The organism is Mucilaginibacter dorajii (assembly GCF_024808255.1).
GTDB classification, from domain to species: Bacteria; Bacteroidota; Bacteroidia; order Sphingobacteriales; family Sphingobacteriaceae; genus Mucilaginibacter; species Mucilaginibacter dorajii.
In genome coordinates, this window is the sequence record NZ_JANTYS010000030.1 from 36,456 (window position 1) to 48,771 (window position 12,316).

Genomic DNA, 12,316 nt, shown 5'->3' on the forward strand with positions numbered 1-12,316 from the left:
ATTGTTTTGGCCTGTTATTGTGTAACCGGGTTTACAAATTGCCACATGGCACTGTACCACCCTGTTTGTGGCCCGGCGTACTGGGCCAGCCCTGTTTGATTTTCAATGTGGATCCACTCGCTGGTTTGCCACCTGTTTTGGATATAGCTCCAGCCATCCGTAGCCGTTGCAGACAACCACATGGCACTATACCAGGTGGTATTAGCTGTTGTGCATTCTACATTGCCGTTCTGATCTTCCACGTGCATCAGGTTACCGGTAGCTCGGTTTTTAAGCAGGTAATAGCCGCCGCCCGCATCAACCTTCGTCCACTGGTAAGCGTTGCCCGATGCGGTTGTACCATAGGCCACTTTACCATTGCCGGCATCGTACAAATAAGCGTTGGCAACAAAGCGGTTTACTATCTGGTAATAGGTGGTGGTACCGCCGGCGTTTACAGTAATGGTGGCAACGGCTGTTTTGGCGCTGTCCTGTGTAGTTGCGGTAATAGTGGCCGTACCTGCTGCTTTACCAGTCACCAAACCGGTAGCACTTACGGTAGCTACGGTGGTATTACTTGAGGTGTAGGTTACCGTTTTATTGGTAGCATTTGCGGGCGCTACTGTTGCGGTAATTTGCTGGGTTGCATTTATGGCGATGGTGGCTGTAGTTGGGCTTACTGTTACGCCGGTAACTGCTACCGTAGTGCCTGGGTTGGTATCATACCAGGTGCCATTTATGTACCAGCCGTTTTTGGTGCGGTTAAGGTCGGCGGTTTGGTTGGTGCCATCGTTAAAGATGAGGTTGGTTGAAGTTACATTGGTAAATGTGTAGCTAAACCAGCCATTGCCTTCGTTGGTCATGTTAACGCCCGGCCAGCTACCATCGGCTAACACGCCGGCCGGCATGGCGCTCCACCAGTAAATTTTAATCCCTGTTCCCCAACCTGATGGCGGCGAAAAGTGTACCGTAAAGCTGGTACCCGCGGTTACGGTAATAGTTGACGCAGCTGTTTTAGCGCCATCGGCAGTTTTTACGGTGATAGTGGCCGTACCTGCTGCTACGGCGGTTACCAAACCGGTAGCGCTTACGGTAGCTACGGCTGCGTTGCTGCTTGTCCAGGTAACAGTGGTGTTGGTTGCATTAGCCGGGGCGATGGTGGCAGTTAATTGTTGGGTAAGCCCGGCAGCAACTGATGCCGTTGTTGGCGATACGCTTACCCCGGTTACTGCAACCGGTGCCACATTGGCATTGGTCAAAACAATGTATTGAAAAGGGTTTAAGGTTTGGGTTGCACCCGATGTTAGGGTTTTGGCAGTGCCCGAGTAAGCATCATTATAAGTACCCGCAATCCCGGCCGGGATGGTATAACTTGATGTAGCGTTACGCAGGTTAACCATTACCACAACCTTTTCCGTACCCGAAATTTTGGTAAATGCGCAAACATTGGCATCGGCATAGCTTGTCATGGTGCCACGGCGAATGGCGGTGCTGCTGGTGCGGTAATTAAGCACCTTGGCAAACTCGGCAGTAACGCTGGCATTTTGTGTCCAATCTATCTTTACATTGGTATATGGCCAAAAAATCTGTTGGTTAAAGGCTACTTCCTGGCTGCCGAACAGAAACGGCACACCACGCATGTAAGCACACACCACAAAGTTGGCCATTACGCCCGATGTGCCTTTAAAAATAGTAAGCGGACCGCCATCACTTGAGCCATCCACGTCGTGGTTATCGGTATAACGGATCATTTGCTGGCTGCCGGTAGCATCAGTGTACTCGTAATTGGTGGAGTTAGTGATATCATTGGCAACGTTTTCGCCATTAAGGGCTATCTTTTTAAGGGCGTTGTAATAAAACTGATCACCAAAATTGAAATCGAAACCGGTCTGGAAGTTTTCGCGGCGATCGCCTTCGGCAAACATTAGCAGGGTGTGGCTGCTAATGCCGCGCAGGTTGCTGATAGCTTGTGTCCAGAAATCGAGCGGCGGGTTATTGGCAAAATCGCAGCGGAAACCATCCACATTGGCGGCAAATACCCAGTAGCGCATGGCATTGATGATAGCGGTGCGCAGTGAAGTATTGGTAAGGTTAAAGCCAGCGATATCCGGAAAGGAGGCCAACTGCGTGATATTGCCGCTGCCGTCGTGGTTATACCAATCAGGGTGCTGGGTTGTCCAGGGGTGGTCCCATGAGGATCCGTTCACCACAAAATCCAATATCACGGCCATGCCGCGGCTGTGGGCACCATCAACCAGGGTGCGCAGATCGGTAAGGCTGCCGTATTCGGTGGCAACCCCATTAAAATCCTTGATACAATAAGGCGAATTGGAGCTTTTGGCATCGGTACCATGCGGGTAAATCGGCATCAGGTAAATTACATTGGTGCCTACGGCTTTAATGTTATCCAGCCGGGCAGCTACACCGGCCAGGTTGCCTGCAGCACTAAAAGGGCGAATGTTTACCTGGTACAGGTTAACATCCATGGGGTTGGGCACATTGGCAAAGGGTGTTCCGTACTGTGCCGGGTCCTGCGCATGTGCCGCCATGGTAAAGAGGGTAAGTAAAAAGAGCATTAGTTTTTGCAGCCCGTTCCTTTTCAGGTGGCACCACACATCACATAGAGTTGTTTTCATAATTTATTTCGGTTAAGTAATTGCTTATCAACCGTTCCCGTAAACTGATGGATCAACACGCCTGTGCATACGCAAAGCACCGTTTGTTATCCATTCAAGAAAAAAATAGCACTGGTTTATAATACCACTGATTGGTCAGATCGGGTAAATCAAAAATAGGCGAAGAATTAGTTGAAAATTATGACATTGATGCTCAATATAAATTATAATAATTTTAATTATTTAATAAACAGCTGATAATCAAAATATTAAATAGGAATAAATTAGTGCGCAATATAAATTATAAGAGATTGGCAGTACACTTGTTTTTAGGTTTTTAATACGCTTGGGTAGCAAGAAGGCCGGTTGCGATGGGGATTAATCGAGGCGAATATATGGGCGTATCCCGCTGATATAGGCGGGCTAGGCTTTCCGTTCATACGCCTTCAGGCATTACGCGGGGGCCTGTATCCACGCCAATCCCTTATGTGGGAATCCGTAGCCGGAATGGGTGATTGGTACCAGTAGCGTTCCATCGGAACTATTATATATAATTATAAGCATATAAATTTTCAGGATGTGTCAGAATATTAAGGGGCTGACTGCGGATCAGTCCGTGCGAGTATATAGCTTAGCCGCTATATCGGCGGGAATGCAGAGAGTTGAGAATAAAACAAAAAAGCCTCTCAGATTTCTCTAAAAGGCTTTTTACTGGGGTAGCGGGAGCAAGACTCGAACTTACGACCTTCGGGTTATGAGCCCGACGAGCTACCAACTGCTCCATCCCGCACTATTTTAATTTGGTCATTGCAGTCATAAACTCTGCAGTGTTTTTCCTGCTTGCCAGGAGGTTTGTTTTAACAATGGCTGATATCGCTATGCCACCATTTAGAAATTAAAAGCCTTAAATCTTTCGACTCAAGGCCTTCGTGGGTAGCGGGAGCAGGACTCGAACCTACGACCTTCGGGTTATGAGCCCGACGAGCTACCAACTGCTCCATCCCGCACTATTTTTGTTGGTATTTACATAACGGACATAACCCCGAAATGTTTGTTCCAATTGTCAAAAATGCAATTTGCACTCCGTTTTAATTGGACTGCAAAGATATAATTCGTTTCTTTGCAGTCCAAATATATTTTTAATTATTTTTATATGAGTCACAAGGCAGGTTTTGTAAGTATAATTGGTAAGCCCAATGCCGGTAAATCAACCCTTATGAACGCCTTAGTAGGCGAAAAAATGTCCATCATTACCCCCAAAGCGCAAACTACACGTCACCGTATTTTGGGAATTGTGAATACCGATGAGTACCAGATTGTTTTTTCGGATACGCCCGGCGTTATTAAACCGCACTATGCCCTGCACGAGAGCATGATGCACCAGGTTGATGGATCTATTGTGGATGCCGACCTGATTTTGCTGGTTACCGATATTTACGAGGAGTACGATGAAACCGACGTTTTAAAAAAGCTGGAAGGCTCATTGGCACCTTTAGCGGTACTAATTAATAAGATTGACCAAAGCGATGAGGAAACCGTAAAAAAGAAGATTGAGTTTTGGCAGGAAAAGCTAAACCCTAAAGCCATCTTCGCGATATCGGCCCTCCACGAGCACAACATCAAAGCGGTGATGGATTTTGTAATAAGTGACCTGCCCGAGCATCCGGCCTATTATGAAAAGGATCAGCTGACTGACAGGAACGACCGCTTTTTCGCGTCGGAAATGATCCGTGCGCAATTGCTTAAACAATACAAAAAAGAAATTCCCTACAGTGCCGAAGTGATTGTAACCGCCTTTGTGGAAGGCGAAAAGCTACACCGCATTAGCGCCGAGATCATTGTAGAGCGCGATTCGCAAAAAAATATAATTATTGGCCAGGGTGGCAGCATGCTTAAAATTGTTGGCACCTATGCCCGCAGGGATATGGAAGAGTTTTTCCAAAAGAAAATATTCCTGGAAATGTTTGTGAAAGTTATACCCGACTGGCGCAGCAAAAAAAATTACCTGAAAAAATTCGGGTACGAATAACAGACCTTTAGAATCAAGAGTCAAGAATCAAGATATTGCTTGGCTCAGTAATAAAATTTCATTTATATAAGAATGAGAATTTTAAGATGGATAGATTTGTATAAATCTTGAATCTTGATTCTTACTTCTTGACTCTAATTTAAAAGCATGAGTAACATAGTAGCCATTGTTGGCCGCCCTAACGTAGGCAAATCAACCTTATATAACCGCTTAACCGAAACCCGTAAAGCCATTGTCGACGATTTTAGCGGTGTAACCCGCGACAGGCACTACGGTGTATCTGAGTGGCTAAACAACAAGTTTACCATTATTGATACCGGTGGCTATGTAGCCAACTCTGCTGATATTTTTGAGGCAGCCATTCGCGAACAGGTTGAGATCGCCATTGAAGAGGCATCGGTTATCCTGTTTATGGTAGATGTTACCACTGGCATTACCGATCTGGACGATGAAATTGCCACCATGCTGCGCCGCAGTAAAAAGCCCGTTTTTGTGGTGGTTAATAAATTAGATAATAACGCTTTATTATCTGATGCTACAGAGTTTTATAGCTTAGGTCTTGGCGAGATCTACAGTATCTCATCAATGACCGGATCTGGTACCGGCGACTTGTTGGACGAAGTTGTAAAAACCTTTGACGACGATATCCTGGAAGAAAACACACGTCCTAAATATGCCATTGTAGGCAGGCCGAACGTGGGTAAATCATCTATCATTAACTCGCTTATAGGTAAAGATCGTAACATTGTTACCCCTATTGCCGGCACCACCCGCGATTCTATTCACATCCATTATAACCAGTACGGTCATGATTTTATGCTGATTGATACTGCCGGGATGCGTAAAAAAACCAAAGTAAAAGAGAATATCGAATTTTACTCGGTAATGCGTACCATTAAAGCTTTAGAAGAAGCCGATGTGATCATCCTGATGATTGACGCGGTTGAAGGTATCGAATCGCAGGATATCAACATTTTCCACCTGGCCGAAAAGAATAAAAAAGGCATCATGGTGGTGGTTAACAAGTGGGATTTAATTGAAAAGAATAACAAAACTGTTAAGGTTTTTGAAGAGATGATCCGCGAGAAGATAGCACCCTTTACCGATGTGCCTATCGTATTTACCTCCGTTACCGAAAAACAACGTGTGTTAAAGGTAATTGATGTAGCCAACCAGGTTTACCAGAATCGTGCCCGCAAAATAGCTACTTCAAAATTGAACGAGGTAATGCTGCCTATCATCGAAAACTATCCGCCGCCATCTATCAAAGGCAAGTACGTAAAAATTAAATATATCACTCAAATTGCAGGCACATCGCCCATGTTCGCTTTCTTCTGTAACCTGCCGCAGTATGTAAAAGAGCCATACTATCGCTTTATTGAAAATAAGCTAAGGGAAAACTTTGATTTCAGCGGTGCACCAATACAGGTGTGGTTTAGGCAAAAATAAACACGATTTATAGGATTAGGCAGGATTTATAGGATTTCAATCCTGCTGCATACATATATAGCCTAATAAATAAGGGATTTATCAGATGGTAAATCCCTTGTTTATTAGATGCCGGGTCAAAACAGATAAGAAATCCTGTAAATTTTAAAATCAAGCGCATCAGAGTTCTGACAAAGCAAACAATCAAAAAATCCTGTAAATCCTGCCTAATCCTATAAATCGTGTTTATTGTTCCAGCGCTTTCTTATACGCCACATCATTAGTGTTCATCACTTCGTAAAAGGCGTTATCACCCCATTTAAGGCGGGCCGCGCTGGCTTTAAGGATGCTTTTGATATACTCTTTTGATTGCAGCAGCTCGCGCGAATCCATTTCCTTTATGGTTTGGGATGCGTAAAGAATGAAATTGTGAAAATCATCATCGCTCACCGAGTAGTGTTTTATAAAATCGTCATTGCCGGTATACTTGCTGATTAGCGGCTGCATTTTATCAATAACATAGGCCGAAAATAGTTGCTGTTCGCTTAGGTTTTGTAATACCTGGCTGTTTTGGTTAGTATCCACAGGTACAAAAATATCGGGCATAATGCCCCCGCCGCTGTAAACCTTGCGGCCGCCGCTGGTATGGTATGATGATCCTTTAAAAATGGTATCGCTGCGGTTGCTTTGCTCAGAAAAAAGTTCACCTTTTTGCATGCGTTGCGCTAATTCATTACGGTAACTCTCCACCCCTCCCTTATACGATTTTTGGATAGATCTGCCCGATGGAGTATAATAACGTGCAACCGTTAAGTTAACGGCCGAGCCATCGCCAAAAGGAAACTGCTGCTGAACCAGGCCCTTACCAAACGAACGCCTGCCAACAATGGTAGCCCTGTCCAGATCCTGCAACGCTCCTGCTAATATTTCGCTGGCCGATGCGGAGTATTCGTCAATCAGCACCGTTACTTTACCTTGCTGAAAAGCGCCGGAGTCTGTAGCAAAATAGTCTGTACGTGCTTCGTGGATTCCTTTGGTGTAAACTATCAGCTGGCCTTTGCCTAAAAACTCATCGGCCATGGAGGTAGCCGCGCTCAGGTAGCCGCCGCCATTGCCCCTAAGGTCAAGCACCAGCTTGTTCATGCCATCGGCTTTGAGCTTTTTAAGCGCGCTCCTAAAATCGGTATCAGTAGTTGCGGCAAATTTGTTGATCTTGATATAGCCTGTATTGGCATTGGCCATATAGGCCGCGTTTACGCTGCTAAGGTCAACCCGGCCACGTTTCATGGTAAGTGCCACAGTCGTTTTAGTATTGGGGTTAATCACATCCATTGCAATAGCCGCGTCCTTATCGCCCCTAAAAATGCTGTTAACCTTATCTGCCGTAAGCTTCGTTCCCGAAAACGGTTTATGATCCACCTTAATTACTTTGGCCCCTACCTGTAAACCAGCTTTTGCTGCGGGGCCACCGGCGTTAACCTGGGTAATGATCAGCGTATCGCGAAGCAACAGGTATTCAATGCCAATGCCGTTAAAGCCGCCTTCTAAACGTTCATTGATATTCTGGGCTTGTTGTGGCGGCAGGTAAAGTGAATGCGGATCGAGGTTTTGGAGTAATTGGTTAATGGATGCGCCTTCAATGCTATCCACATTTACGCTATCAACATAGCTATGATCAACCAGGTTTAAAACCTGCGAGATCTTGTCGTTGCCAGAAAATGAAAAGCCAAGGGTTCTATCGGCGCTATTTCTACTGATATACAATCCAATAGTAACACCAACCAACAACAATATCAGGGTCCTGAAAATTACGCCCGCAGTCTTTTTCATATTCAGCAAACAAAGTTAATGAATGCTTAACCAATAATTTTTATCGGCAGCCTTGCATTTGATGTTTTTTACCGAATTTTGTTATAAATTATTTGATATTTAATGGAAACCACCACCGAAAGGGAATCGAATTATAAAGATCTGGAGCTGCAATCGGTAAAAGAGATCCTCGAAAACATAAACCGGGAAGATCAGTCTGTTGCAATTTCGGTAGCTAAGGCGTTACCACAAATTGAAGCCCTGGCGAGTGTTACGGCCGAACGGATGAGGGCTGGTGGTCGTTTATTTTATATAGGGGCAGGTACCAGTGGCCGCTTAGGTGTGGTTGATGCATCGGAGTGCCCGCCAACGTTTGGGGTTCCGTTTGATATGGTTGTTGGTATTATAGCCGGAGGCGATGGAGCCATCCGTAAAGCCGTTGAATTTGCCGAAGACGATATCAATCAGGCCTGGATAGATTTGCTAAGGTTTAACGTTACCTCAAAAGATGTGGTTGTTGGTATTGCTGCATCGGGCACTACACCTTACGTTATTGGCGGTCTGAAAGCGGCTAATATAAAAAAAATGGTTACCGGCTGTATAGTTTGTAATAGCGGCAGCCCGGTGGCGGCTGTAGCCCAATACCCGGTTGAAGTAGTTACCGGTCCGGAGTTTTTGACGGGTTCAACCCGCATGAAAGCAGGCACCGCCCAAAAGATGGTTTTAAATATGCTGAGCACCAGCGTAATGATCCAGTTGGGCCGGGTTAAGGGGAATAAAATGGTGGATATGCAGTTAAGTAACGATAAGCTGATCATTCGCGGTACCCGCATGGTGATGCAGGAAACCGGCTTGAATGAGGCTGAAGCAGCCGCGTTATTAAAGCAATATGGCAGCGTACGCAACGCTGTTGATAATTATAAGAACTGATGTGCAAATGTGCAGATTTCAGGTGTGCAAATGAGTTGCCTCCGTTTCAATCTGCACATCTGCATATCTGAAATTTGCACATTTGAATATGCACGAGATAGAACCATATTACCGCTGGAGAGACGACTACATTGCCGCCGAGGATGAGTTTTCGCCTTTTTATGCTACTGAATATAGTGAGTTTGAGTTTGATAAGCAGGTATATAATTACCTTTTGCATCCGCAATGGGATTCGTTTGGATCCAACACCCTGTACATGAAAGTGCTTTATGCCGATTATGAAAAGGGTTATACTATTATAGAGTTTATTGGCGAGTGGAATGACGCCATCAATAACGATATCATGATGCTGAAGCGCGAGATATTGGAACTGATGATCGATAACGGGATTAATTATTTTATTCTCATTGGCGAAAACGTCCTCAATTATCACTCATCAGATGATTGTTATTACGAAGAGTGGTTCCAGGATATTGAAGATGGCTGGATAGCGGGGATCAATTTTCGCGAGCACGTAATAGACGAGTTTAAGCGCAATAACATTGATTACTACATCAACTTTGGTGGCCAGCTTGATGATTTGGCCTGGCGCAGCCTTAAACCCATTCAGGTTTTCAAAAAGGTTGAAGAGCAAATGGTGAGAAGGTTGAATTAGGATTTTGGGACTATAAGACTTTTGGACTCTTAGACTTTTGGACAAAGGAGCAAGGACTTTGGGAGCAAAGATTTGAGCCCCTCGTTTAAATTTCATCATAAAGCACCTCAAAGAAAAAGTCCTTCGTCTATAAGTCTTTTTTCCTTTGGCCAAAAGTCTAAGAGTCCAAAAGTCCCAAAACTAATAGGTTTCATGTATCCATGTCACTATCCGTACCATTTCATTGCGGATATCTTTGGCTGGACGGATAAAATTATTGTTCATGAACGAAAAAGCCAGGCGCTTGCCTTTGCGGGTTACCAGGTAGCCACTTTGGTTGTGGTTGTTTGATAGCGAACCTGTTTTTGCCCAAACAAAAGCTTTGCCGTTATCGGTTTTATAAGCGTTTTTGATGGTGCCGGTAAGGCCGCCGGCAGACATCATGCTGTATAACAGCGAATCGTTTTTTACCTCGTCGCTAATTTTGCAAAGCAGTTTTACAATACTGCGCGGGGTAAACAAGTTATAGCGTGAAAGGCCCGATCCGTCAATCCATTGCGGTTCATCGGGTAAATCATTCAAAAAGTGCTTTTTTGAATAATTGATCACCGAATCGGTACTTAACACATTAAATTTTGTTGATGAACATACCAGCAACAACTGCTCGGCAATAAAATTATCACTCGGTTGCAGCATCCGGCGGTAAACCGAGTCGGCGTTGCTGTTATATATTACCCTGGCTTTACTGCTTACCGGTAGGCTTACTAAATAAACCGGTTGTTTAAGCGTATCCTCAAGCAAAGCCCGGGTAAGCATATCACTGGTTTTCCAGGGCACTTGCTGCTTAAACTTTGCCGGGATGCTGGTTTGCGGGTAAACAAAATTGTTGGTTAAAAAGTCGCGTTTCACTTTAAAGCTTTCAGGACTATAACTGGCGTCTGGGGTAAGATCACGCTTAAAATATTGTGGCTTTACCTGCATATTGCCATCCGTGTCGGCGTATAATAATGCTTCGTTATCTTCCAGGGGGAGGGCATTAATTTCAACCTGGTAATCGTCATTATAATCATCCCAGCCCCAACCCGGGCCAAAAAAGTTGCCGGTGTAACCCGTTGTTGAATAATAGAGCTGTTTATTGCTGGCCTGCAAAAACCTTACACCATTGGTGCCTTTAAGGTCACTATGTAAAAAAGAAGGGTCACCAGTACCCCAAAATATCAACGAGTCGGCATGGGTTTCGTATTTGAGGGCCGGGATAGAATCGCCCAGCATTTTAAGGCAGGTATAAAAGGTAAATAACTTGGTGTTTGATGCCGGAGTAAAATATTTATCGGCATTTAATTCAAATACCATCTTTTTTTCGTCAAGATCGTATAAGGCAAAGCCGGTAAAATGATCATTACTTATCTGCGAATTTGTAAACTGCTTTTTTATCTTGCTTTTACTAACCGAAAGCCTGTTTACATTGCAACTTCCTAATAATAAACCGCAAAACATCAGTATAAACGTAAATGTTGTTCTCGGCATAAATATTTATTTAATTAACCAATTAATGTTGTAAATTTAATATTACCAACTATACCAAATTGTTATCTAAACTATTTCATAAAATAAAGTATTTGAGGGCCGTTGTGCTATTATGCTTGCTGGCATTTTGTTCCCCCACGGCTCATGCACAGTATTTTGACCTGGCTGCAAATAAAAAAAAGATAACAATTCCTTTTCGCCTGATACGTAACCTTATGGTGATAAAGTTAAGCATCAATGGCAAGGGCCCTTATAATTTTATTTTAGATACCGGTGTAGGCTTAATGATCATAACCGATCCTAAATTAGCCGATTCAATCAGCATTCCAAGTAAACGTACCTTAAAAATTCCCGGGCTTGGCGAAGGCACAGATGCTGAAGCATATGTAACCTCGGCCCTCACTATTGATATCCCCGGCCTGGTTAGCTATGATGTGGCTGCGGCTATTTTAAAAAAGGATCTCTTCAGCCTGTCGGGCTATGCAGGCATGCCAATACACGGCTTGCTGGGTTACGAGTTTTTTACTAACCTGGCCGTTAAGATTAGCTTTCAGGATAGTACCATAACGGCTACACGGCCAAAAGACCTGAAGGTTTTCAGAAAAGGCACCCAAATTCCTATAACTATTGAAGACAGGAAACCTTATGTACAAAGTAAAGCCGTATTGCAGGGTGGTAAAATAGTTAACAGCAAGCTGATTATCGATCTTGGTGCCGGTCACCCGGTATCGCTTGAAAAGATCATCCCTATTTATGGCCTGCCTCAAAAGTTCATTGCCTCGGCAAATCTCGGCATTGGCTTAAACGGCCCCATTAACGGCTACATTGCCCGTTTAGATGAACTTGATATAGGCAAGTTTAAGATAAAAGGCATTATTTCATCGTTCCCTGCAGAAACCGATGGAATGAACCGTTTATCGGTACCCCGTGACGGCAACCTGGGCATTGGTGTGCTTAAGCGCTTCTCGGTTATTTTTGATTATAGCGGGGGCTACATGTATTTAAAGCAATCATCGGCCTTTAAAGAACCCTTTGAGCATGATATGAGCGGGCTTGAGTACTATGCCGCCGGTACTAATTTAGACAGGATTATTATCAACCGTGTTGAACCCGGCTCGGCCGGCGACGAGATAGGCCTTGAAAAAGATGATGAAATAGTTGCCATCAATTTTAAACCAGTATCAAAAATGAGCCTCGAAGAAATTGATGAGTTATTCCGTTCAAAAGACGACAGAAGCTTGTTATTGGATGTTTACCACGAAAAAAAGCTCGATAAAGTTGTTCTTACCTTAAAACGGAGGATCTGATTTTACAATATTTCGGGCAATCAAAGCGCTTTATTGCTAAAACGGCAAATTTTTATAT

8 protein-coding genes and 2 tRNA genes are annotated in these 12,316 nt (G+C 44.1%); 5 read left to right on the plus strand and 5 right to left on the minus strand.

Annotated features, from left to right (window positions below):
- Positions 1-14 precede the first annotated feature (14 nt).
- From FHS10_RS26230 to FHS10_RS26240, 3 genes are all read right to left on the minus strand, one after another.
- Entirely contained in the window at positions 15-2,615 is a 2,601-nt protein-coding gene (locus FHS10_RS26230; protein ID WP_259096894.1) for an Ig-like domain-containing protein, read from the minus strand.
- Positions 2,616-3,311: 696 nt separating this feature from the next.
- Positions 3,312-3,384: transfer RNA gene (locus FHS10_RS26235), tRNA-Met, on the minus strand.
- 140 nt (positions 3,385-3,524) lie between these two features.
- A tRNA-Met gene (locus tag FHS10_RS26240) sits at positions 3,525-3,601 on the minus strand.
- A 146-nt stretch (positions 3,602-3,747) separates the two neighbouring features.
- Here FHS10_RS26240 and era point away from each other — a divergent pair.
- Together era and der are read left to right on the plus strand one after the other, a co-directional pair.
- On the plus strand, positions 3,748-4,623 hold the full coding sequence (gene era / locus FHS10_RS26245) for a GTPase Era (protein WP_259096896.1): 876 nt from the start codon (positions 3,748-3,750) through the stop codon (positions 4,621-4,623).
- 147 nt (positions 4,624-4,770) lie between these two features.
- Positions 4,771-6,072 (plus strand): ribosome biogenesis GTPase Der, encoded by a 1,302-nt coding sequence (der, locus tag FHS10_RS26250; protein ID WP_259096898.1) that lies wholly within the window; start codon positions 4,771-4,773, stop codon positions 6,070-6,072.
- Between the two features lie 225 nt (positions 6,073-6,297).
- On the opposite strand, the gene FHS10_RS26255 is transcribed toward der, so the two are convergent.
- Positions 6,298-7,881, minus strand: a complete 1,584-nt coding sequence (locus FHS10_RS26255; protein WP_259096899.1) for a S41 family peptidase — start codon at positions 7,879-7,881, stop codon at positions 6,298-6,300.
- Positions 7,882-7,983: 102 nt separating this feature from the next.
- On the opposite strand from FHS10_RS26255, the gene murQ reads away from it, so the two are divergent.
- Both murQ and FHS10_RS26265 read left to right on the plus strand, forming a co-directional pair.
- Positions 7,984-8,790, plus strand: coding sequence for an N-acetylmuramic acid 6-phosphate etherase (gene murQ / locus FHS10_RS26260; RefSeq protein WP_259096900.1), 807 nt, complete (start codon positions 7,984-7,986; stop codon positions 8,788-8,790).
- Positions 8,791-8,878: 88 nt separating this feature from the next.
- Positions 8,879-9,445: a hypothetical protein gene (locus FHS10_RS26265; RefSeq protein ID WP_259096902.1), complete on the plus strand. Its 567-nt coding sequence runs from the start codon at positions 8,879-8,881 to the stop codon at positions 9,443-9,445.
- Between the two features lie 180 nt (positions 9,446-9,625).
- Here FHS10_RS26265 and FHS10_RS26270 read toward each other — a convergent pair whose 3' ends face one another.
- On the minus strand, positions 9,626-10,951 hold the full coding sequence (locus FHS10_RS26270) for a D-alanyl-D-alanine carboxypeptidase/D-alanyl-D-alanine-endopeptidase (protein ID WP_259096903.1): 1,326 nt from the start codon (positions 10,949-10,951) through the stop codon (positions 9,626-9,628).
- Positions 10,952-11,166: 215 nt separating this feature from the next.
- On the opposite strand from FHS10_RS26270, the gene FHS10_RS26275 reads away from it, so the two are divergent.
- Complete coding sequence (locus tag FHS10_RS26275; RefSeq protein ID WP_259096905.1) at positions 11,167-12,258, plus strand: aspartyl protease family protein; 1,092 nt, start codon at positions 11,167-11,169, stop codon at positions 12,256-12,258.
- The last annotated feature ends 58 nt before the right edge of the window (positions 12,259-12,316 follow it).

What these genes read in the sequence shown, in the direction of transcription:
- FHS10_RS26255 (WP_259096899.1), bottom strand. Translation starts at nt 7,881, where the DNA reads ATGAAAAAGACTGCGGGCGTAATTTTCAGGACCCTGATATTGTTGTTG.
- FHS10_RS26230 (WP_259096894.1), bottom strand. Translation starts at nt 2,615, where the DNA reads ATGAAAACAACTCTATGTGATGTGTGGTGCCACCTGAAAAGGAACGGG.
- murQ (WP_259096900.1), top strand. Translation starts at nt 7,984, where the DNA reads ATGGAAACCACCACCGAAAGGGAATCGAATTATAAAGATCTGGAGCTG.
- FHS10_RS26275 (WP_259096905.1), top strand. Translation starts at nt 11,167, where the DNA reads ATGGTGATAAAGTTAAGCATCAATGGCAAGGGCCCTTATAATTTTATT.
- era (WP_259096896.1), top strand. Translation starts at nt 3,748, where the DNA reads ATGAGTCACAAGGCAGGTTTTGTAAGTATAATTGGTAAGCCCAATGCC.
- der (WP_259096898.1), top strand. Translation starts at nt 4,771, where the DNA reads ATGAGTAACATAGTAGCCATTGTTGGCCGCCCTAACGTAGGCAAATCA.
- FHS10_RS26265 (WP_259096902.1), top strand. Translation starts at nt 8,879, where the DNA reads ATGCACGAGATAGAACCATATTACCGCTGGAGAGACGACTACATTGCC.
- FHS10_RS26270 (WP_259096903.1), bottom strand. Translation starts at nt 10,951, where the DNA reads ATGCCGAGAACAACATTTACGTTTATACTGATGTTTTGCGGTTTATTA.